General features: G+C 58.6%; 14 protein-coding genes. 7 read left to right on the forward strand and 7 right to left on the reverse strand.

What is annotated here, in order from left to right; all coding sequences use genetic code 11:
* Positions 1 to 1075: 1075 nt before the first annotated feature.
* Entirely contained in the window at positions 1076 to 1987 is a 912-nt protein-coding gene (locus tag AD89_RS19730) for a DNA-processing protein DprA (protein WP_081770486.1), read from the reverse strand.
* Positions 1988 to 2349: 362 nt separating this feature from the next.
* On the opposite strand from AD89_RS19730, the gene AD89_RS0113785 reads away from it, so the two are divergent.
* A complete protein-coding gene (locus AD89_RS0113785; RefSeq protein WP_025779833.1) occupies positions 2350 to 4365 on the forward strand; it encodes an ABC1 kinase family protein in 2016 nt (671 codons plus the stop codon).
* A gap of 14 nt (positions 4366 to 4379) precedes the next feature.
* Here AD89_RS0113785 and AD89_RS0113790 read toward each other — a convergent pair whose 3' ends face one another.
* A complete protein-coding gene (locus tag AD89_RS0113790; protein WP_025779835.1) occupies positions 4380 to 5117 on the reverse strand; it encodes an RES family NAD+ phosphorylase in 738 nt (245 codons plus the stop codon).
* Complete coding sequence (locus AD89_RS0113795; RefSeq protein WP_155807464.1) at positions 5114 to 5758, reverse strand: hypothetical protein; 645 nt, start codon at positions 5756 to 5758, stop codon at positions 5114 to 5116. The genes AD89_RS0113790 and AD89_RS0113795 overlap by 4 nt, the downstream gene beginning before the upstream one ends.
* Positions 5759 to 5888: 130 nt before the next feature.
* On the opposite strand from AD89_RS0113795, the gene AD89_RS0113800 reads away from it, so the two are divergent.
* The gene (locus AD89_RS0113800) at positions 5889 to 6803 is read left to right on the forward strand and encodes a patatin-like phospholipase family protein (RefSeq protein WP_025779838.1); all 915 of its coding nucleotides are present in this window, start codon (positions 5889 to 5891) and stop codon (positions 6801 to 6803) included.
* Positions 6804 to 6851: 48 nt separating this feature from the next.
* Here the strand turns inward: AD89_RS0113800 and AD89_RS0113805 are convergent, their stop codons facing one another.
* Complete coding sequence (locus AD89_RS0113805) at positions 6852 to 8024, reverse strand: PD-(D/E)XK nuclease family protein (protein WP_025779840.1); 1173 nt, start codon at positions 8022 to 8024, stop codon at positions 6852 to 6854.
* A 319-nt stretch (positions 8025 to 8343) separates the two neighbouring features.
* Positions 8344 to 11043 (reverse strand): sigma-70 family RNA polymerase sigma factor, encoded by a 2700-nt coding sequence (locus tag AD89_RS19365; protein WP_081770487.1) that lies wholly within the window; start codon positions 11041 to 11043, stop codon positions 8344 to 8346.
* Positions 11044 to 11318: 275 nt separating this feature from the next.
* Between AD89_RS19365 and AD89_RS19370 the strand changes: the two genes are divergently transcribed.
* The 5 genes from AD89_RS19370 to AD89_RS0113840 all read left to right on the forward strand — a co-directional run bounded on the left by AD89_RS19370 (position 11319) and on the right by AD89_RS0113840 (position 20359).
* On the forward strand, positions 11319 to 11801 hold the full coding sequence (locus AD89_RS19370; protein ID WP_081770488.1) for a nucleotidyltransferase domain-containing protein: 483 nt from the start codon (positions 11319 to 11321) through the stop codon (positions 11799 to 11801).
* The gene (locus AD89_RS0113825; RefSeq protein ID WP_025779845.1) at positions 11798 to 12133 is read left to right on the forward strand and encodes a HepT-like ribonuclease domain-containing protein; all 336 of its coding nucleotides are present in this window, start codon (positions 11798 to 11800) and stop codon (positions 12131 to 12133) included. The genes AD89_RS19370 and AD89_RS0113825 overlap by 4 nt, the downstream gene beginning before the upstream one ends.
* Before the next feature lie 158 nt (positions 12134 to 12291).
* Positions 12292 to 14085 (forward strand): GmrSD restriction endonuclease domain-containing protein, encoded by a 1794-nt coding sequence (locus tag AD89_RS0113830; protein WP_025779847.1) that lies wholly within the window; start codon positions 12292 to 12294, stop codon positions 14083 to 14085.
* Between the two features lie 44 nt (positions 14086 to 14129).
* Positions 14130 to 16976: a PD-(D/E)XK nuclease family protein gene (locus AD89_RS0113835; protein ID WP_025779849.1), complete on the forward strand. Its 2847-nt coding sequence runs from the start codon at positions 14130 to 14132 to the stop codon at positions 16974 to 16976.
* A complete protein-coding gene (locus AD89_RS0113840; protein ID WP_025779851.1) occupies positions 16973 to 20359 on the forward strand; it encodes a UvrD-helicase domain-containing protein in 3387 nt (1128 codons plus the stop codon). Before AD89_RS0113835 ends, AD89_RS0113840 begins: the two co-directional genes overlap by 4 nt.
* Before the next feature lie 284 nt (positions 20360 to 20643).
* Here the strand turns inward: AD89_RS0113840 and AD89_RS18720 are convergent, their stop codons facing one another.
* Together AD89_RS18720 and AD89_RS0113850 are read right to left on the reverse strand one after the other, a co-directional pair.
* Entirely contained in the window at positions 20644 to 21129 is a 486-nt protein-coding gene (locus AD89_RS18720; RefSeq protein WP_197021768.1) for a hypothetical protein, read from the reverse strand.
* 160 nt (positions 21130 to 21289) lie between these two features.
* The gene (locus tag AD89_RS0113850) at positions 21290 to 23701 is read right to left on the reverse strand and encodes a DEAD/DEAH box helicase (protein WP_197021769.1); all 2412 of its coding nucleotides are present in this window, start codon (positions 23699 to 23701) and stop codon (positions 21290 to 21292) included.
* Between the last annotated feature and the right edge of the window lie 86 nt (positions 23702 to 23787).

Below are 23787 nucleotides of genomic sequence, written 5' to 3' on the forward strand. Positions count from 1 at the left end.
ATTCTTTATCTACTAACTCGTAAGGTTCATCGTCAGTACCTCGCTGTATTAGAAGGCATTGAGTTGTGCTGGTACGTACGAACGTGCATGGTGAAATGTGTCGTGTATTTGTTCAAATAAGCGGCTCCAGAATGAGGACAAAGCGGCCGCCGTCGAAGGGTTGGCAAATACGTTGCTCCAGATTTTTGGGGAGCTTCACTGCCAGGGCGAAGTTACAACACCGAGTCCTCTGCACACTGTTTAGTTAGTTCTGCTTTTCTGAACGATTCTCGACTCGTTCATGGGCATCTTGAAGACCTAGATACTGGGCAGAAAAGCGGATCATAAGGTGGAAGGGGTGAGTGTTCGGACAGCCATACTTGAGTATCTTCAAATTTCGGGACTAAAAATCGAGCCACGGAAACAATCGAAACTGCACCCGCGCCTGCTCGGCGAATGGCTATAGCAAGCGAAAGACAGTTTGCGCCAGAAACCCAGGTGTCTTCAAGCACCACTACATGGTCATCTGCCTCGAATTTACCGACGTCGAAGAGATTTGGATCAATTGCTGTTTGACGCTCATTGGCGGCGCGATTCGGGGCCACACGTCTGGCTTCTTGATTTTCCAGGTCCCTGCCAAAATATGGAAGAAGACTCAGATGTAACGGATGATCTCGACGTCCTTTCCCGGACGGTACTGATACGGCATGTGTCGGATCTAAACCGACCTGTGAAGCAAGACACCGCAAATGGTACTTTACGAAGAAGTAGACTAGGATCTGGAGCCGAGACAGCGCAGGCTGGGCGCGTCGCGGATCTTTATACGCATATATGTCTATGCCTGACTGCTGCCCGCTGATCGCATACGAAAGCGGGACGACCGCATTAGGTAGCAAATGATCCCAGCCGGTGCCTTTGAATTCTTGGCCGCATTTGTAGCACTTTGGATATCCGGCAGTTGGGGTACCGCACTGACCGCATAGGGTGCCCGTCGTATCCAGGAGCGTTGCTTGCTTAGACGTATCTGGGCGAAACGCGTTGCTGAAGACATGGGCAACTCGGGCTAGAAATTGTTGATCAGCTGGGTCCATGTGGTTCAAATCGCTCCTGTCAACAGCTGAGGGGCTGAACGTCCTTCAAAGGCTGCTAACGCAAGTTCAATGGTTTGTTCTAAAGTGTGGCCGACTTTGGCGTCAATTAAAGGATCGTTTGCAAGACGTCTGCCCCACGTCGTCTCTCGTGCGACCTGGGGCGACAAGATAAGAGGCCGACCGTGTCTTACAGCCTGCCGAGCCTGGTGTCGGGTCCCGGATTTTTCTGAGGCTTCAATAATGATTGAAGCCGAGCCGTAGGCGGACATAGTCGCATTTCGCATAGGAAATGAGTATTTCGTCGGGGCAGAACCCGGAATGAATTGCGAAAGCACCATTCCATGGCCTGCTTCTAGCTCCATCTGCAATTTTTTCGAACTTGCAGGATAATACTGATCGATTCCGGTTCCTATTACGCCAACTGTTCTTCCACTCCGTCGAAGTGCTGCTCGGTGGGCAGCTTGGTCAATTCCTTCCGCAAGTCCAGAAACGATCGTGATGCCATTGGCCGAAAGAGCTTCAGCAATCCTTTCAGTTGCAACGACGGAGTCAGGGTGTGGCTTTCTAGACCCGACAATGCAGACGCCCAAATCACCCAGTTGTGAGTCAAGCGGACGTTCGTCGCCTTTGAGGAACACGAAGGGAGGGAAGTCCCACACTGTGCGGAGCTGATCAGGAAAGCCTGGATCCAGGTAGCTATAGAAATTGGCTCCGCCCGATTTACTTTCCCATATTTCGATAGTTTCATAGCCTGCTCGTATATCATCAGCTTCCGCTACTAGCATGCTCGGTAACGCCTCATCATTGGCGAGCCGATCTCGCAGCTGAGCCCATTGCATGCGTTCGCCATGAGTGAGAAGGCTGACTAAGGCAGCTCGTTCGCGAGCAACGTCATCTTTCGCTACCTTTTTCACCATGTCTTAAGAATATCCTTCCGTAGCTCTCATTGCACGACCGTCCGCTAGACAGAGAGTTGCAGTTCCACGTAGAAGGGCCATTGGCAGATCATTCTATTGGTCTTGTCGGTAGCGGGGTGCACACCGGACGACCTGTTCTGGAGGCTCCTATGGGGCCGACTTGGCCTGGAATCATGGCATAACGACGTAGTACGCATGCGCGTCTCATTCTCATAGCTCTCTAATTGCTATGAGAATCCGATTGGCAATTGTTACTGATCGACTAGGCTGATGACGGTGTCGCGCCTTGGTGCACCTCACTGAGGCCAACATACAGACCCCATTCGTGCGCAGGCGACAGCCGAACGAAAGGCGACAAACTGGTGACGATCCTCTACACCATCGGACTGGGCGTCCTCAGCGCGCTCATCGTCGGATTCCTCGTCCGCCGGATGATGCTCACCGGCACCGGAGCCGCCCGCAACACCATCGTCTCCCTCGTCATGGGCCTCTCGATCTGGCCCATCACCCTCCAGGCGTACAAACTCCTCGGCATCTCCGAATCCGACCAATACCCGAACCTGTCGATGAGCTTCCCCGCCATCATGGTCTTCCTGCTGCTCTTCGCCTGGTTCATCGTCATCCAGATGTTCGTCCTCCTTGCGATCGAACTCATCATGCCCTCGGGCACACTGAGCTCACTCATCCGCAACGCACCGAAGATCCCCACCTGGTACCGCCGCGTCAATCGCCTGGCCCAGATCCAGTCGATCCTCATCAAATTCGGCCTCTCCCGCTACCTCCGACCCCGGATCCCCACTTTGCGCGTCTCCCTCCGAGAGATCGCCTCCACCACCCGTGATGCCCTGGCTGCCTCGGGGGTCACGTTCATCAAACTCGGCCAGTTCATCGCCACCCGCGGTGACATGATCCCGCACGAATTTGTCGAGGAATTCTCCACCCTCCAAGCCGGAGTGAAGCCCGTTCCCTTCGCCGAGGTGAAGGACCAACTCGAGACCGAATGGGGCCGCCCCGTCGCCGAGGTGTTCGCCGAGTTCGACGAGAAACCTTTCGCCGGGGCCTCTGTCGCCCAGGTCCACCGCGCCGTGACCTGGGAAGGGCGCGTGGTCGCAGTGAAGGTGCAGCGACCGAAGATCCGCAAACAGGTCCGGGCAGACTGCGATATCGTCCTCACCCTGGCCGACCGCCTCGACCGCACCACCGACTGGGCGAAGAAGATCGGCATCGCGAAGCTCGCCCGCAGCTTCGTCGATTCCCTGCAAGGCGAACTCGACTACCGTGGGGAACTCGCCCAGATCGAGGCTCTTCGTCTCGCTGATGAGACCGGCCGGTCGACGACAAAGACCGATTCCGTCGTCCACATCCCTCACGTGTACAAGGAGCTGTCCGGCGAGTTCGTCATCGTCATGGACCTCGTCGAGGGCGTGCCGCTTTCCCACGGCACCGAGGTGGTCGACAACCTCTCCGAAATCGCGCGCAGAGAGATCGCCCAGGACCTCTTCCTCATGGTCGTGCGCCAAGTGCTAGGGAAGGGTATCTTCCACGCCGACCTCCACCCCGGAAACATCGTCGTCTCGAGCGCAGGCCGCGCCGGCCTCGTCGACTTCGGCGCCGTTGGGCGCATCGACAAACGCGACCGCAGAGCGATCGCCCTGCTGCTGATGGCCTTCGACTCTCAGAACTCGCAAGCAGCGACAGCTGCGATTCTTGAGCTGCTTGGCACTCCGAGTGAGGTGAATTTGCGAGAGCTGCAGCGTGAGATCGGGCAGATCATGCTCAAGTACGGAGACGGTGCTCCAGGCTCGACCTCGGCGGCACTGTTCGGTGAGCTCATCGATTTCGTCGTTGACTTCGGATTCCCGATGCCGGCCTCGGTAGCGACGGCGTTCCGTGCCATCAGCACGCTGGAAGGGTCGATCACTCGCCTCGTGCCGGAGCTCAACCTGTTGGCACTGGTCACGGATAACGGGAAGACACTGCTGCGCGAAGTCGGGGGACTGGGAGTCGACCGACACGAGATGACGCTCTATGCGGCAGCGACCGCACCACAGATCGCCGAGCTGCCCGGACAGATCTCGCGTATTGCCGGCCACCTGCAGGACGGGACGCTCGACGTCGGAACGAGCGGGCTGAACATCTCCACGATCAAGAATCTGCTCGTCTCGACTGTGGAGCAGTTCATCCAAGTGATCGTCTCGACCGCGCTCATCCTCGGCGGAGTGATTCTCATGGCAGCCAACTTCGGGCCGGCGTTGGCACCAGAACTCAAACTCTTCACGTACTTCGGCGCCTGGATGCTGTTGGCCGGCAGCGTCATCGCGGCGCTGGTCCTCGCACCAGCGCTCAGACAGCGGATGGCTTGGGAAGGGCTGGGGTAGCCTGGGCAGACCCTTCAGCCGATCTCATCGACGAGCGTCACGCCGAGCGAATCGGCTAGTCGGTCTACAAGCAGTTTTCCAGAACCGTCGAGGAGCGCACCGAACGACGAATGATTGGGGACGAGCTCCCAATCTCCACGGTCGACGGGTGCTCGGTCCCCGAAGATGACGAGCACCTTCACCTCGGGGCGTCGGTTGATCTCGGCCTGCCGCGAATGCCAGACGATTCCAGCAGCATCCGGCAGCGAAGCATGGATACTCTTCGCCACCCGCCGAGTGCACGGGTAGTGCTCTCGGGAGCTGGAAGCTAGTGCGCTCCGTGAGACGCCCAAGGATTTCAGAGCCCCATCACGAAGGTCGGCAATGACGAGGTCTGTGGGAAGCCTGACGTGAGCGTGGCCCATGCCGTGGAGCGTGGCGATGCTGACTTCCCGCGGCGCTGTGATCGGTACGTCGTGGAAGCTGGTTTCGAGCAGTGCCCCTTCGAGAGTCTCTGCAAGATACATGCTGGGAACACGCAAGCCTGTGCTCAGCGCGTCGAACGGTGAGAAGCGTGAATTTCCTTTCCCGGGATTGGGCGTCGCATAATCGTCAACCGCGTTGAATATCCGGAACCACTCGCTGTCTGCCTGCAGCACTGTCGTCGGCAAAGTGCCGGAAATCGCAGCGTGAGTTAGCTTCTTAGCTGCGACCGGACAGTTCGCAGGGTCCGGGCAGTCGAGTCGCTCCCTCGGGAGGAAGTCCGGACTCATCCCATTCGGTCCTTCGCATCCCGCAGGTCTTCCGCATAGAGTTCAGCTGCTGTTCGAGCGCGTTCCGGACTGCTTTCGGCGACGACTGCGGGAATTTCATCGCTGAGCAGGCTAGTGGGTGCAGTCAACCAAGACCAGAGTCCCCAACCGCCGAGCTCCGCCTCGGCCAAGGGCTTGATCAGTGCGGCAACATTCTTCCTGAGCATCCCGCGATCGGTCAGTTGCACCTTGGGGATGAGAGTCCTGCCTTCGGCTTCAAGGGTGAACATTGCGAACTTGTCGCGGTGTCTTGCGACCCACGCCCTGGTGGTGCTCTGGGAAGAACCACGCAGAATGGCCAGAGACTCATAGGTCTCTGCGCCTTCCTCTTCCAGGAGACGGGCGCGGAAGGACACGCTTCGCTGCGCCTGCCGCTGTGTGGCTTCGGGAATGAGCTGAACAGTCTTCGACAGGTATGCCTGGGTCAGGCGGGCGATCAGGGACTCGCGTTCGTGGAGCTGCTCCTTGATGATCTCTCGGTACAGCTCTAATGCACTTTCGACGTCGGAAGGGCTCAGCCCTTCAACATTGATCTGCGACCATTCGAGATCCTGTGCCGTTTGCGTGTCGTACCGTGCTGGCTCAAATGCATGAGCGGTCATGATGTGCCTCCAAACCGTCTCCCAATTGTAGCAATTGCAGCAGTGCATGGGAATGCAGTCGAACTGCTGCAAGTGAGCGATCGTGGGGTTTGCGCGTCGACGGCGGGTGGCGATCGCTAGGATGATCCCCATGACCGCATCTGACCAGGGCCCGAAGGCCACAGACCTACAACGGATCAGCGATACCGCTCTCATTTTCGAAGGTGGAGGCATGCGAGCTTCGCTCACCAGTGCCGTGGTCGTCACGCTGCTCAAAGAAGGACTGTCCTTCGACTGGGTCGCCGGAATCAGCGCCGGAGCATCGAACACGGTGAACTATCTGTCTGGCGATACGAGGCGGGCCCGCCGGTCCTTTGTTGAATTCGCTGCCGACGAGCAGTTCGGAGGCTTCCGATACTTTGCGCGCGGCCAGGGTATGTTCAATGCCGAATACATCTACCAGCAAGCTGGTGGGCCGAACGAGGCATTGCCGTTTGACTGGGAGGCGTTCCAGGCGAGCGAGGGTGATATGCGGATCGTCGCTTTCGATGCAGAGTCCGGCGAGGACGTGGTGTGGTCGAAGGAGGACACACCCCACATCGATGACCTCATGGTTCGAGTCCGTGCTTCCTCGACAATGCCGGGGCTTATGCCTCCGGTGCACCTCGATGGGCACGTGTACGTCGACGGTGCAATGGGCGAGGACGGCGGCATCGCGTTGAGTCAGGCACAGCGCGAAGGCTTCGAGAAGTTCGTCATTGTGCTGACCCAGGAACGTAGTTACCGGAAAGAGCCGCAGAAATTCCCCGCAGTCTTTCGCGGCATCTTCCGAAAGTATCCGGCATTGGCAGAAGCACTGCTGACCCGGTGGAAGTGCTACAACGAGACCCGCGAACGCATCTTCGCGCTTGAAGAAGAGGGCAAAGCTCACGTCTTCGTCCCCGACCGCATGCCGGTCGACAACAGCACTCGCGATCTCTCGCGGCTAGCTGCTGCTCATCGGATGGGGTTGTCGCAGGCTCGGAGGGAGTTGCCGGCAATGCGGGAGTTTCTTGGTGTGTCTTGAGAATAGTTATTCTGAGGCAGTAATCAACTGTTCGATCAATGCACGCGTCTAGGAGTCGTTTTGCGTGATCGACAGCACTGCGTCACGCAGGCGCGTGTCTTCTCGATTAATACCTGAGATCACTTCGGCAAGGCTCACTCCTGTATGAGCAATCCTGGAGATGCCCCCGGTTTCTGGATTTCGAAGTGTGGCGAATACCTGACCAAAATCCGGGTCGTCAATGGCCGCGTCGGCACGCTCGTTTTCGACCACTGCAGTGGGTCCAAACTCGAGGAATATAGTCCGCTCCGAATCGGTTCGTTGCAACTCAACGCACCATTCCCATTGTCCTGAGAAACGAGTTACGACCTTCTCAACGTGTCCAGTTCCAAGATTGGCATTGACCTGGTCCACGAGAACCGACCGTGAGAAGCTACGAAGCCGGTCCTTTACCCTGGCTAAAGTTGCACGGCTGTCTTCGAACTGCTTGCGAGCATGCTCGGCGACTAGGTCGGCAAATTCTTGGGTTGCTCGGTCGCGAGGTCGGTAGCTGTATCGAGCGGACTCGCCGGTCTCACACATGGCTTTAATGAAGGACAGTTGGTCGGTGACATTCACTGCTTCCGGGCCTTTCACGAAATGCTGGTACATCTGATTGATGAAGAATTCTTGCTCAGGGTGTTCGCGGCGCCACTTCGAGTCACTGTCGACCTGAGCTTTCAAGTCGGACAGCACTTCCGAATAGGTCACGACAGTGGCCAGTTCCCACCCGTCTTTTTGCAGATGAGCTTCGTGACGGTGGCAGAGCAGGACTACGACGGCCCTTCTGTCGCCCGCCGATCCGTGGGCCAGGTACTGCTGGTAACTGTGTCCGTGCCCATCAGAGGTCCCGTAATTTTCGACGACGAGTGCCGCATCGTTCCGCCACAGAATGATATCGGCGATGTCCATGCCTTCATTGGGATCGTTTAACTCACCCATGCGCGTGTCGACTTCCTGGACTATCCGGTACCCGGTGAGTGGCAACTGATTGTTGCCGTGTACACGCTCATTGACTCTCTTAACAAATGCAGCCTGAAATCTGTCACCCAGATTATGAGTCGCATCGGCAGTCAGAAGCCATGCAAACACATTCGAAAGCTGCTTTTCGTGAGTTCCGTGATGCATGACTCGAAAGATGTTGAATGTCTCGGACAGACTCTTCGACAGCGACGGTAGGAGTGACGTGACAAAGCTATTCATGTCAGGTGCGCCTCGCAGACCTCGACCAGGGGTGTGCTCTGGTTTTCGGCGAAAGTCACAGTTCGATCCTTCCCATCGAAAAACTATCTGTCACCTACACTACGTCTGGCTTCTGACCTGAGAATGTCGGATCGGTCCGACTTGATCTCCCCGCCATCGTGGTGAACGGACGGTAATCGCGATTTTCCTCGCCTTTTCCTTGTCGGCACAGGTACCGGTCCTTCCAAAGAGCGATCATCGGTCTCAGAATCCTCATGCTGGAGGCTTAAGACTCATTCAATTCGTCGACTAAGCAGCCATGTCTCGTATTTCTGATCACCTATTCAGTTGATTTCGGGTCATCGTCTGTGACCTGCATAGACGAATTGCTGATCGAAATCCCGGCCGTCGAACTTTTCGGAGCAGGAAAGCTGACCTCAGCGAAGAATGAGTGGGCCTCGAACTGTTCCTTGAGCTTCTCAAGTGATTTCTTCTCCAATTGGCGGATGCGCTCACGTGTCACCGCGAACCGATTGCCGATGGCATCAAGGGTTTGAGGTGGTTCGCCATTCCACCCGAATCGACGGCGAATGATCTCCGCTTCACGTGCAGGCAGACTGTCGACGACGGAGTTGACGGTCTCCAGCAGCTCCCCATCTACGATCTTCGTCTCAGGGTCGTCAGTGAATACGTCCGGATCGGCAATGCGGTCGTCGAACGACATCAGGCTCTCGGCATAGTGTCCGTCCCACTGAAGTTCGAGGTAGCCCTCCAGGGAGGCCGGCTGCATCCGGAGTGCCTGCTCGACTTTCGAATGATCATGGTCGCAAGCGGCACGGGACTCATCATCGCGCATGCAGTTCCAGAATTCTGAGGCCTTCTCGATGAGGTGGATTGGGAGGCGAATTGTCTTGGCAGTGTCCCCGATCCCGCGGTCAATTCCTTGACGAATCCACCAGGTAGCGTAGGTGGAGAACTTATTGCCTTTGGTGTAGTCGAATTTCTGGACCGCTCGGACAAGACCCAGATTGCCGTCTTGAATGAGATCAAGGAGGTCGAGTTTGCTGCGGTTGAGCCTTTTGGCAATCGACACGACCAACCTCAGATTGGACGTCACCATGTCCTCATAGGCGGTGGCTCCGTCGGCGTCAACCCACTCGAGTGCCCTGCGTTCACGCCTGGTCTGATATTGCCCAAGGCTGAGCACGTGCTTCGCGTACATGCCGGCTTCGATACGTTTGGCGACTTCGACTTCCTCAGCGGCGCTGAGCAGCGGATATTGGCCGATCTGTTTGAGGTAGACACCGAGGAGGTCGTCAGTATCTGTGACACTGCGCAGAAGCTCCTGAAGTTCGTCGTCCGCGTCCTTGACGAGGACAATCTTCTTCGATGAGGGCTGCTCATCTCCGCCGCTCTGATCGGGGAGGTCCTCGGCGAGCAGAGGTGGTGGAACGAAATGCTCGATTGTCGGACCGACGGACAGTGTCGGCTCTGACGCAGAGCGGCTACCGGGAGCTTCCGGCGGCGCAATCGGTGCTTCAGGAACCGGCCCCCTCAGGAATTTCCGCAGCTCGCGTATCTGTGTTTCGGTGAAATCCGCGATCCGTCGGGCGGACGGGACAACTGCTCCGAACTGTTGATCGCGATTCCGAGTCTCGTCTTCAATCGTGTTGATCGCATACAGAACGACAAATCGTCCGTGTCGTCCGTCGTCCTTGCGTCGGATGATACGTCCAAGACGCTGAATGGTCTGGCGAGGCTGCTTGCTGCCGGAGAGCACAACTGCAAGATCCGAATCGGGGACATCGATGCCCTCGTCGAGGAGGCGCGGAGCACACAGAACCTTCGCGAAACCGTTGGCGAACTGCTGCATGGCCCCGCGACGCTCGTGCGGCTTCGACGCCGACGACACAGCCTTGGTCTCAATTCCCGCTCGCTGAAGCACATGCGCGGCCTGGCTCGATGAATCGACCGTCTGCGAGAAGATGAGACTTCCCTTGGACTCGGCGATCACCGGCGCGATTCCCTCGAGGATCTTCATCTTGTTCTTCGCGTTGGTGAGCACCTGCTGTCGCTTCACGACCGCGTCCAGATACTTCCGGGCCATGAACACAATCGGAGAAAGATCATTCTTCTTCTTGGCCAGCGTTTGGATGGCGACCATGAATTGATCGAACGAAGCCTCCTGAAGATTCAGCTTGTTCTTCAGGGACATGCCGAGTTTGCTGATCGCTGAGCTCGCGATCTGATATTCGCCGCGTTCTGAGTCGGTCAAACCGATCCCGACAAACGCAATGTCGAATTCGGAGATCACGCCGTCGCGCAGAGCACGTTCGTACCACATCTGAAAGACGACGCCACCGAAATAGGGATCGAGAACGGCTGTATTCGCTTTGTCCGGCCTCTGATAGGTCGCGGTCAGACCGAGACGGTAGCGGAAGTCGGACCGCAGAGCCTTCGAAAATGACTTCGCCGCGTACCGGTGGCACTCGTCTGCAATGAGCAGACCGTCCGAATGCTCTTTCAGCAGCTCCGCCCGAGTCGCCGAATTGATGATGGCCACGAGAATGTCGCAAGCGCCGAGGGAATCTCGCCGCCCGTTCCCGAGCGTACCGACACCTGCCTGGGGCAGGGTCTCCATCAGACGGCGTTGCCATTGTGACTGCAATTCCGCAGTCGGGACCAGAACAAGCACTTTGATGCCCTGGCGGAACGCCTCAAAAGCCGCGGTGATGCCGATCATCGTCTTGCCCGCCCCGGTCACGGCTTCGACGACACCTCGGCACTTTGACTGATGCCATGCGTCGAGGGCTTCCGCCTGCCAGGTCCACAGATGCGGATTGACCTCACTGCTGGGCCGGGACGACACTATTCTGACGAAGTGGTCCTCGGTCCGAGGTGCCCGTACAACTGCATCGACTGACCCCACTGCTGGACCAGCGAGGTTCTCAGCGGCCACGGCGGCGCTGGGGTCATCGGAACTGCGGGCAGGGCTGATCAACGTAAGGACAGGAGCCGGGTGAACAGAACGAGAAGTCATCGTTGTCTCCTTTGTGAAGTGCTTGAAACAACAGTAGACGTCGGTACTGACATAGGGTTTTCGGCTGCGCCGTCTCGGCACGTGCAGGAGCCCATCTGCTCCAATTCGGCTGTTGATCGCAGCAGCCGGGTCCGCTTCCGCCTGCTTCTGAGGACGTCTCAAACTATTTGAGGAGGCCCTGCTCTCTCGCACTGATAGACAGTCCCGGCAGATCGTGGAGGTGGACTTTCTGCCGAACCCGACAGCCCTTATTGCGGATACACTATAATGTTGCTATGTCGAGAGCCAGTGCGATGATCCGTCGGGCCCGCGAAGACGCGGGTCTGACCCAATCTGTGCTGGCGGAACGATCAGGGGTCGCGCAAAGCGTCATCAGCTCGTACGAAAAAGGGCGACGCGAGCCCTCAGCCTCAGCATTGGACGTCCTGCTGACGGCGGCGGGATTCCGTCTCGTGGTTGAACCCGAACCGGAATCACTGCACAAGGTCCGAACCCACTCCGCCGAGCTCATCGCGAAGCTCGCCGAACTCGGAGGCCACAATGTCTCCGTGTTCGGCAGTGTGGCGCGTGGCGATGATCGACCCGACAGTGACGTGGATCTGCTCATTGACGTCGACGATTCAGTCGGCCTCTTCAAGCTGATGAAGATGCGATCTGTCGCCGAACGCATCCTGGGGAGAGAAGTCGACCTCATTCCCCGCAACGGGCTCAAGGCTTCGGTGTCAGAAACGGCGGTGCTCGATGAGGTTCCGCTGTGACCCGTGACCCGAATTTGCGGCTGCTCGACATGCTTTCCGCCTGTGAGGCCATCACAAGCTATCTGCAGCGTGCTGGTTCGGACGAAGACATGATGTTTGACGCGATCAGAGTCCGACTGATCGAAATCGGCGAAGCAGCGAAAGACGTGCCTCAGTCGGTGTTCGCCGGCGAGCCTTCGATTCCGTGGGCTGAAATCATCCGAATGCGCGATTCGCTCGCGCATCGATACTTCGACACATCAAGGACGATCGTCTGGGTGACAGCCCGAGACGACATCCCCGAATTGGAAGCAGCCGTTCGCAGGATCGTCGCTCAGCACAGCAGTATTTGACGCCGAGGCAGTAAGGCTCACCGTATCCGTTGCGTCTGCGAAGGTCAGGTCGGTGTGTGTCTGAATCTGTCTCCTGCTGTGAGATCTTCTCGGCAGCGACTGTTGTAGTCTGAGGACGATGCGGCAGACGCGTATCGAGGATGAGAGAAGGGTGCAACGTGGCCAAATATACGGTGCGGCAGGAACAGGTCGATACGCTGCTCAGCTGGGTCAAAAGTGGGCAGATTGCGATCCCGGAGCTGCAGCGTCCGTTCGTATGGTCGTCAACCAAAGTCAGAGATCTGCTCGACTCCCTCTACAACGGATACCCCGTCGGCTACCTCATCACCTGGCAGAGCCAGGATGTCGGATTGAAAGACGGTTCGACTTCTGGGTTCAAACAGATCCTCATCGATGGCCAACAGCGCATTACGGCAATGACCGCTGCCCTCGTCGGCCATGAAGTCGTCGACAAGAACTATGCGAAGAAGCGAATCAAGATCGCGTTCAATCCCCAGACCGAGAAGTTCGAGACGCTGACGCCGTTCCTCGACCGTGATGACGCATGGGTCTCGGACATCGCGGAATTCATGAGTTCATCGGCAACGACATTCGGCTCGATCAACCACTACCTGTCGCGGAACCCCGAGGCAGACGAAACGTCAGTGGTGAAGGCGTTTGAGAAGCTGGCCGGCATTCACAACTCCCAGGTCGGCATCATCACGCTGGCTGACGACCTCGATATCAACACGGTCACAGAGATCTTCATCCGCATCAATTCCAAGGGGGTGACACTTTCAGGCGCTGACTTCGCCATGAGCAAGATCTCCAGCCACGGCGAATTCGGGTCCAATCTGCGGAAGCTGATCGACTATTTCTGCCACTTGGCCAAACACCCCCACGCCTACACTGAGATCGCACAGAACGATCGGACATTTGCCGAATCTGGCTATTTGGACAAGATTGCCTGGCTCCGCAATGACACGTCCGACCTGTACGACCCGGACTATACCGATGTCATTCGAGTTGCCGGACTGCGCGGCTTCGGCCGGGGCCGGATGTCGTCCTTGGTCAGCTTGCTGTCGGGCCGTGACTTCGACACGCGGACCTTCAGCGACGAACTTGGCCGACGGTCGTTCGAAACACTTGAGAAAGTGCTCCTCGAAATCGTCAACCAGTACAGCTATCAGCAGTTTCTGCTCACCATCAAATCGTCTGGCTTCACCGGTGCAAAGATGATCAGCTCCAAGAACGCCCTCAATTTCGCCTACGCGCTGTTCATCCAGTTGAAGGCCGGAGGCACCTTGACCGACGGAGAGGTCAAGTCGATCGTTCGACGATGGTTCGTCATGTCGATGCTCACAGGAAGGTACTCGGGGTCGTTCGAAACCCGCTTCGAAGCAGATATCCGCAAGATCGCAGAGACGGGTGCCGTTGCTCTCTTGGACGAGATCGAACGGGGACAACTCACCGATGGATTCTGGAATGTGGAGCTGCCGTCGAACATGATCACGACGAGCACCCGCAGCCCCTACTTCAACACGTTCAGAGCCGCACAGATCCACAAGAACGCCAAAGGCTTCCTGTCCAAGCACATCACCGTGCGCCAGATGACCGAGGAAAGTGGAGACATCCACCATCTGGTTCCGAAGAACTACCTCGTCAATTCTGGAATCACAGACCGAAATCAGTACAACCAGATCGCGAACTTCGCGATCACCGAAACTCCTGTGAACATCGCTATTCAAGATTCTGAACCAGCGTCGTACATCGAACGGGTCGACCAGCAGATTCAGTCGGGGAACCTGGCTCTCGGCGAAATCGCCACTGAGACCGAACTCGAAGTGTCGTTCGCAGAGAACGCGGTTCCTCAGTCTCTTCGAACCACCTCTGCTGAGAACTATTCGCATTTCCTCAACGAGCGTCGGGCGCTGATGTCACAGTACATCCGGGACTACTACTTCGCTCTGTGAAGAAACTGCAATGAGCCGTGGATGGGCTGAGGGAAGGACCACACATGCGCATCGTCTTCGGATGGAACCTCGATCGGGCACCGTGGTCGACCGATACGACGGGAACGACAGTCGTCACCGGCCCGCTCGGCTTGCTCGGCATCCTCCAGACTCGATTGGGCACGACCCGTCCCAGCGTCGATCGTCCAATCCGCGTCGCCCAATATCGGTCGTTGCTGGCACAAGCTGACCATCCTTGGTATCGCCGGTCGTTCGCTAACGACCCCTGGAACACCGCCCACCACCTGCTCGAGCTGCGCGACGACGCGATCGAGGCTGGTTGGAAACCGGCCAATGACGGCCAGGATTACTCCGCACACCCTCGACTCGACGCCTTGGCTACAGTCGAAAGTCTCGTCGTGATCGGTCCGCCACATGACACCGCCGCGACGCTTGCGCCCGGTCGTGCAGACGACGTGCGCGAGACGCTCGAGCTGCTTCGGCTGCACGGAGTTAGTTGGCCGCTTGGAATCGATTCGATCGAACTCCGTGACAAGAGGGATACTCTCCCGCAGGTGTGGCAGGACATCCTCGGTGCGGTAGAAGCTGCAGGTGTGACCGTCACGGAGGCCGCAGCACCAACGGAAGCGCCGAAACTCACCATCGTGCGCGGCCCCGATAACTGGTCCACCGCCGAGGCGGCCGCCAGGTATCTCGCAAATGTGAACGACCGAGAGCGCATCTGCATCATCGCCGGCGATGCCACCGCCGTCCTCGATCAACAGTTGGCACGACGCCGGGCACCGACGCTCGGAATCGCCGACTCCAACGCGGCAAGTCCGGCCGCACAGATACTCCCTGTCTTCCTCGGCGCTGTCTTGCCCCCGACCGACATCCGTCGAGTCGCCGAGTTCCTGCATCTCTCCTTCGGCACAAGTGACGCATCGTCGTCCGGCACGTCGCTCGTTCCGCAGGGAGTGTCGTCGGTCCTCTTGCAAGCTCTCACCCAAGAACCGGGTATCTCCAGCGACCCTGAGTCCGCGTGGATGCACGCTCTCGACCAATTGAAATCCCGAACAGCCGAGAATTCCGAAATCGCCACCCGAACCTGGGAGACCGCGCAAGCACTTGACGGTTTCCTGCGCACCAGGCCGCCGGCAGTCGATTCAGGCAAGCTCGACCTCGCCTCCCTCAACCCCGCATTGGACTGGTTGACCACACGCTTGCGTAGATTGAGCGGTAACCGTGCCGATGACACAGGACAGGACGACACCACCGCATTGATCGCCGAGGCGGCCACCCACCTCGCGTCCTTCCGCGCCGCCATCTCCCGGCTCGGTACGAACACCATTCGAGTCCGCGAGCTCTTCGACATCGCAGAATCCAGTGCACCGACTGCAACCCGAGTCGACGCCCATGCCCAAGCCGCCGACTGGACGGTCGTCACCAGCCCCGCAGAAGTCCCGGAAGGCTCGGATACCGTCGTCTGGTGGTGCTCACAGCGCTCAGCCACCTCGGCGAACGAGACCTGGGACCCTGCCGAAATCGACGCACTGGCGCAATCTGGAGTTCGGATCTCCACGTCGACGGAGAAGGAACGACTGAGACAAGCCACCGAACTCGACGGTCTCCGCGCCGCTGTGAACCTCACCTGCTTCTGCCCCGAGACCAGCCGAGGCGAACCGGTGACCCTCCACCCAGTGCTCGCTCGACTGGCAGAAGACATCGCCGCTGCAGATGGCGACCGCTTTCCAAACGCATCGGTCGACACAGTGCTCTCCCATCCGATGATCGCTCTTTCCGTCGCGGATCTCATCACAGACGGGACATGGCAACTGATTGACGTCGCCATTCCGACGTCGACGGCCAGCCTCGAACAGTTCAGTGCACCGAGCAGAGTCTCGCGCGTCCTCGAAGGCGACTTCCGCCACCTCCTGCCCGAGACCCTGTCCTTCAGCCAGATCGACCAGTTGCTCTCCGACCCGTTGGGCTGGACGCTCGAACGCGGCCTCGGCCTCAGCCGCGGGTTCACTTTCGACATCCCCGCAGACAACCGCATGATCGGCAACTTGGTTCACGCCGTAGTCGAACACCTCGTGCAGACGAAAGACACCGACACCTCGCTGACCACCCCCGCCGACATCGCTAAGACCTTCGACCGCTTAGTCCCACGGTTCGCTTCCGAGCTGCTCCTGCCGGGGCAGCTGGCACGTAAAAACACGATCAGGTCCACCGCAACCGCGTCGTTGGTTCATCTGTTCACCACGCTCAGAAACCGCGGCATCACGATCGTCGGCGCCGAAACCGGCTTCGACCACGACTGGGTACTGACCGTCGCAGGCGAAGCAATGACCGTTCAGCTGAGAGGACAGCGCGATCTTGAAGGCGCGTTCAGCGACAGCCGACCGGCAATCATCGACCTCAAATGGGCGAACTATGAAAAGCGCTATCGAACGATGATCGATGACGGTGAAGCCGTCCAGCTGAGCGTCTACTCTCACACCATCGATTCCCCGACGGGCGCCAACCCAATCACCGCGTACTTCATGCTCAAACAAGGACGCTTCATCTCGACCGACTCCGGCCTCGACGAGAATTTCAATGGGGGAGCGGCCGACAGCTTCGATGATGACGGCAACGGACTGGGAGGCGATCCCGCAGGACTATGGCCGCTCATTCAATCCTCGATCGAACACACATTGTCAGCCATCGCCACCGGCCGCTTCGATTCCATCAACGCAGACGTCCATGCGGAATTCGGCGTCAACCCCCAGATCAAGAACACACGGGTCGACAAAGCGCTCAAGACCATCAAAGCGGATGAGCTGGAAGAAGACCGTCTCTTTGTGGTCAAGAACCAGTCCTACAGCAACTTCAACCTCATCTACGGCATCGCGGGGGACCACTCATGAGCGTTCACGTCATCACCGCCTCGGCAGGCTCGGGAAAGACCTACCGACTGACGGAAGTGCTCTCCGAACGACTGTCGCAGACAACAGACGACGGCCAACCCGTCCTTCGCGCCAGCGAAGTCATCGCCACCACCTTCACCGTCCGCGCCGCGGCCGACCTCGTCGAAAAGACGCAGAAGCGACTCCTCGATGACGGGAACATCACCGCCGCCGAGGAGATCAGCACCGCACTCATCGGCACCATCAACTCGATGTCCGGTCGCCTCGTCACTGAATACGCCATCGACGCGGGGTTCTCACCAGAGCTGCGTGTTCTCGACGAACCGGAACAGGCGATCGTCTTCACCACGGCCGTTGACGCGGTTGTTGCCGAAGCTGAAGCCACTCACCGCGATCTGCTCGTCCGTACCGGTCATAACGGCAGTCCCGCTGATTCGAACTCGTTCGGCCACGGACCCGTTGTCTGGTCGGACCTGGTCAGATCCGTCGCCGAGGCGGCCCGGGCGAACCACCTCGGCGAGGCCGAACTGCGAGCATCGGCACGCGTTTCGGCTGAGCTCTTCCTCTCAGCTCTTCCTGCCGCTGGGGGAGACGGACGGCAGAAGTGGCGTGACAGGTTGGTCGGCGACATCGAGCAGCTGCGCGACGCGCTGCGAGTCTTCCAGAACGGCGAGGAACCTCCGTCTGAGAGACCGAAGGTGACGAAGACCAACGAAGGCAACGTCGAAGGCAGCCTCGTGACCTTGGACCGTTTCCTCAGTGGACTCGAGAACGGCGCCGAGGAGGCTGCTCCGTTCGCGCGGGTCCCGTGGTCGACATGGGCGAAGGTGGCAGAGCGGAAGTACACGGCCGTGCCAGGTGGGAAGGCGCCCGGAGCAGTGCCCAAACAGGTTCTCGATGAGTCGAGCGCTCGCCTCGTGTCTGAAGAGCTCCTCGCCAACAGTGCCTTCCACTCTGACATCGAGGCACTGATCACCCTCGTCATTGACACAGCGATCGCGTCACTGTCGGCTTATGAGGAACATAAGAACACTCTCGGGGTGATGGATTTCGTCGACCAGGAGGTTCGCGCCCTTGACCTGCTGCGCACGAACGAACGAGTCAGGGCATCGATCGCCTCTCGCTACCGACTGCTTGCCGTCGATGAGTTCCAAGACTCGTCTCCCATCCAACTGGCGATCTTTATGGAGCTCGCCGACCTCGTCGACGAAGTCATCTGGGTGGGCGACCGCAAGCAGGCTATCTACGGCTTCCGCGGGGCGGACCCCGAGCTGATGAACGATGTCTTTTCGGCACTCATCGACGGAAAGACAGAACTGGGCAAGGCCACTTCGGAGAACCTCGGCGCGTCCTGGCGCTCGACCGAACCGGCTCTCGAATTGTCGAATACTCTCTTCAGCTCGGTCTTCGCCGACCAGAAGGAAGACGAGGTTGTGCTGAGCATCCCGCCACAGCGTGAACACCTGCGCCACATCGGCAGCCGCGAACTCTGGGTACCGACCACGACAGCCGGCGGAACTCGATCCGCGGACACGCGGATGGGTAAAGCCATTGCCACGGGAGTTGAAGACTTTCTGCAACGCTCGCCTCAATTGTCCGACGGCGAAGTCAAACAGGGTGATATCGCTGTCCTCGTTCGCACGAACTCTCAAGTCTCCCGGGTCGTCTCTGAACTTCGCGAACGCGGCATCCGCGCAGTGGGGTCGACCAGCGATCTGCTTTCAACCAGGGAAGGACAGTTCGTTGCCGCCGGTTTGGCCGCGGTCGTCGACCGGGACGACGCTGTGGCGCTCGCCGAACTCGTCACTCTCATGCCCGACCACGGCAACCACGACACATGGTTCGAAGATGCGGCACGGATCGTCGACAAGAAAGAACGGCGTGACCAGCCTCGGACGTGGTGGGATGATCCGGCGCTGGCTGCCCTGTCGGAACTGGCGCTCAATGCCGCTCATCACTCACCGGTCGACCTGCTGCTGAGCATCATCGATGCCCTCGACCTGCCGCAGCGGATCAAATCGTGGACAACACCGGAGAACCGTCTGGCAACGCTTGATTCCCTGTGCCAGATCGCCGGTGAATATGCGGACGCTGCGGAACAGACGCGTTCGCCGGTCACTCCAGCAGGCCTGCTCGATCACCTCACCGAGGCGGCCGGATCCTATGAGCAGACGACGGCCCATGACGCCGTGCTCGTGACGACGATGCACCAGTCGAAGGGTCTGCAGTGGCCAGTTGTCATTGTCGGTGTACCGGTAGATAAGGACTATGGGCACAGAGAGATCACCGTGGAGAAGGCATCTGTCTTCGACGCGCGGTACCCCTTAGCGAATCGTGCTTTGCGGTATCTGCCTCGCGTACTCAAAGGCTACGACCCGCTGAAGGACCGATTGCGGCACCTCGACGCGGTCAGTCGCGCGAATCAGGCAGAAAAAGATGAGACCGCGCGACTGCTCTACGTTGCGCTCTCTCGTGCTGAAACGTACAGCATTGTGGCGTTCGGAGATCCTGCAGGGAAGGACAACGTCCTCACCAAGTCTGTTTCTGAAGACCTCCTTGAGTGGGACCTGCCGACGATCACTGACCAGACTGTCGGAGCGACCGAGGAGAATGGCATCCTGAGCATCGCCAACCGGCGCGACCACGGTGGCGGAAGCACGGTGCATGATCTGCCGATGCGGATCAGTGCCTTCCCGACTGACGTCGAAGAGAGCTCGGCAACTGATACGGCTGGCCCGCCGCGTTCATTCTTCACCCGCACAGACATTCCCGTCAGAAACTCCGCGCCCACAGGTGCTGGATTGCCAGCACGGTTCACCGCGAGCAATGTGCCCTCAGACGGAGTTGAGGCGGACGTGAAGATTCTCGCCGAGTTGGGGGAGCCGCTGGTGGCGAGGGGCGGCAAGGACTGGGACCGGGTCGGCGATGCAGTCCACGCCTACTTGGGATTGCCGTTGGCGAAGCTGACGGATGAGTTGAGGGGTGCGGCAGCCGAGAGGATCCTCTCGCGCTGGGATGCCGACGGTGTGTTGAATGCGGATCTGCTCATCGAGGTCGGTAAACGGTGGACCGAATGGGTGGAGACGACGTACCCCGGCGCCGAGGTGGTCACAGAGTCCCCGATCGCGTGGCGCAACAATCATGCGCAGGTGATGGAAGGTTGGATCGACTCCCGCATTCTTGTGCCGAATGGGGACAATATCCTCGTCGACCACAAGTCCTATCCGGGTACCGACCCGATCGGACACATCCGGGACAACTACCTGGGGCAGCTGTCCGTGTACAGTCAGGCGCTGCAGACGACGCACGGCACCCCGCCGCACCAGGTGCTCATCCACCTGCCGCTGCTGGGAGCCGTCGCCGAGGTGCTACTGACTGCCTGATAGAACGTCACGATTTGCGATGACAGCGGTCTTTACCCAGGTATTGATTTTCGGTTCAGGCGAAACCATCGGATTCACCCTTGTCCACCGTAGGTTTATCCGCGAGCACTTCAGCGACCTTCGACGTACTAACAATATGGTGGTGCACGGCTGGGGCAAACAGCATGAGGCAGGCCAACATGTCTTCGTGAGTATCACTCGGGACAACAGTGGAAGTGAATAGGGGCTCGTCGTGGGCAATACGATTACGCAGTTGGTTGACTGCTGAAATTTGTGAGTCGACCTTACGCCGCTCTGTGCCCTTGGGAAACGCTGTGTGCAGGTAAGGCACCCAGACAGCCTTCTCCATGGCATTCGTTGGTGAGCTGCCGCCAGAAACCAAATGAAAACTCGGCGATGACCTTTCCCGGATTCGCCTTTCCGTAGCCGCATGATCTGATTGCGTCGTCAACGCTTTTCCTCGTGCGGAAATTGACGTCCGATCCGCGTTTGATGCCCTGGACCGTCTTCGTCCTCCAGATAGGCATCACGGCTGGAGATTCGGGGTGGAGGAGCCAGTGTTTCTCGTGGGGCCACGCAGCTGAGATTGCGGCATCATAAGCGTTGCGCAGTGCAACTTCGAAGTGAGCGATGTCATGCATGAGTGCTTGGCCGGCTTCGACGTTCCACTCATACAGGTCGAGCGCCTTCGCCCGATCTCCGGCACACTCGTCTATGTATCGTTGGAAGCGCGCAACACCGAGCCACGAATCAATCCATTGGTCCGACATGCGAAAAGTATGTCAAAAAAGCAGTGCCCCGGCGACATGGTCAAAACCAGCGGTCCACGCGGAGCATACGAAATACAGTTTACGTCGACTTCTCAACGACAGCAACTGAACTGCGACTTGAGCGATCGGAATTGGACTGCTCACGACGAGACGAATCGTTCTACTGAACTGCCTCGGTGTCGGAGACTCCCATCTTGCGCATCAGTTCGTCCTCGACCTTGCCCGGAACCACCACTGCGTCTTTGAGGTCGGTCTTCGAGCGTAGCAGGGCATCCAGATTGACGTCGAACGAACTGAGGCTCGGGTGGTTCGCCAGCGGCAAGTACACATGGACGGGTCTCGTCTGCCCGATTCGGTAGATCCGATCCGTCGCTTGCGCCTCTTTCGCCGGATTCCAATGGCGTTCGAGATGAATGGCGTGGTTGGCTCCGACCACGGTCAGGCCGACTCCGACTGCCAGGGGTGACATGATGATGAGGTTGAACCCCGGTTGTGCCTCGAAATCCGTGATGATGCCCTTGCGCGTAAGGTTCGCCTTCTTCGACCCACTTGCGACTGCCTTCGTCTCGCCGTTGACGATCTTCGGTGTGATCCCATATCGCTCGTGCAACCAGACAGCCAGTCGTGTTTGGACTGTCTTGCTGATGACGAAGATGATCGCTTTCTCGTCAGCCTCTCGAATTTCGTCGAGAACTTCGATCATTCCATTGATCCGTGCCGATTCGGCCGCGGACCAGGATGCCCCGAATTCCGGCACGGTCGCCGGGTGGAGGCTGACACTGCGCAGCTTCTGGATCGTTTCCAACGCCCCGCCTTTGCGAGGGCGATGAGATTCCAAAACCTGGTCATATGCCATCCGCTGCGCTCCCGGCATATCGTTCATCAGTCGGGGGTCATACACATATCCGGGCTTCGACGAACCTGCAGCGGCTTCCTCGGCCAGCCCCGTGTGCACGGTCCGCGAGGGGAGATCCTGAATGTTGTCCTCTTTGGTTCTCCGCAACATGAAGCGACCGATATGCTCGCGCAGTTCCCGGCCTTGCACAACTTGTTCACCGACAGGCAGGTTCTCGACATTCTTGATCCACCGTTCACGGAATTCCGCCCAGCTGCCCAACAGGTCGGGCTGGGCAGTGTCCAACAAGCTCCAAATGTCGCGAAGTGAGTTTTCGACGGGTGTGCCGGTGCAGAGGAGTTTGAAGTCGGCTTGAAGACCTTTGGCTGCTCGAGAGGTCAGAATCTCTGGGTTCTTGATCTGCTGGGCCTCGTCGAAGACTACGGCTCCCCACTCCACCTGGCCCAATGACAGCTGGAAGCGACCGAGATTCTGATAGGTCGTCAGGACCAAGCGTCCCGGCTTATCCAAACGTCGGTCCTTCTGCGAAGCACCGACGCGCAGAGACAGACGAAGAGACTCGGCATTCACCATGCCCTGATCATCGAGTGAGTCTGCAGACGCCTGGGTCTCTGCTCCGCGACCGTCGATCTTGAACCGGTCTTGATCGCGAGAGGACTGCAGGACGACCACGTCGTCGAACGGTGGCACGTCGAAAGCGTTCTTGAGCTCATCCTCCCAATTTTCGATGAGCGACAGCGGCAGCACTGCAAGAATCGGCTTGGCTTCGCCGCGCATCTCCCTTTGCCGAGCCGCGAAATCTCGCAAGGCAACCAGCGTCATGAACGTCTTTCCCAGACCCATGTCATCGGCGAGGAGTGCACCTTGAATTCTGATTGAGTTCTCGCCGGCGTCGAGCGAGGCCGCCATCAATCCTGCCGCCCAGGCGATTCCCTCGCGTTGATGGGGGAACGGAGTGAACTTCAGACCGGCCAGGTTCGGGACGTATTCTGAGGCCGCTCGGTTCGCCAACTGACGTAGATCCTCAGCTCGATCACGGCTCTCGGCAATGTACATGCCGACCTGAACAGAACCGCTTGCCGACTGAGTGGTCGAAGGCTCCTGAGACTGTGCCGCCAAGTCCTGTGCAATTGAGTCCAGAGCTTGACTCGTCTTCTCCTCATCCGAGATATCGACGATCGACTCGTCATACGTGATTGTCGACTGATCATTGTGACGAGCGGCTTCGACCTTCTCTCTGACATCATCGAGCTCTTCTGTCGTCTCGACGAGGCCAGACAGGGCCTCGGGCGGGACGATCGTCGAGGCTGCCGCCAGCCAGTCGATACCCGTCTCCTGCGCTTCGGTGAATGACATCGGGACTAGAGCTCCGATGCCTTCAACGCGGATACCGAAGCTGATGTCGAGGTCGACCAGCGACGGATCGAGGAACTCGCCCGGAGAGGTGAGGAAGTCATCCCTCCGGGCGGCAGGGATGATGCGGTTCCGTTGGATCTCCTTGACGCCGGCCTTCTGCTTTTCGGCCAGCAGAACCAACCGTTCATCGATGCGCAGTACATCGCTCTTCTCAAGTTGGTGTTCCCGTTCGTCCACGTCCCGATCGGAAATGCCCTCGCCGAGGTCGGGGCTGAGTTCCAGCGAACCATCGGCTTGCTGAGCGACAATGACACCCACGCGTTCCGGCTTCACCGTCTGCAGATTCTCGAGATGCGCCAAGTCGAAAGTCAGTGGTCGGTCGGCCGAGTCCGGTCGGGACCTGGACTCTTGGAGTTGAGCGACGAGAGTGACGTTGTCCGTTTCTG

Source organism: Brevibacterium sp. VCM10 (assembly GCF_000583215.1).
GTDB classification, from domain to species: domain Bacteria; phylum Actinomycetota; class Actinomycetes; order Actinomycetales; family Brevibacteriaceae; genus Brevibacterium; species Brevibacterium linens.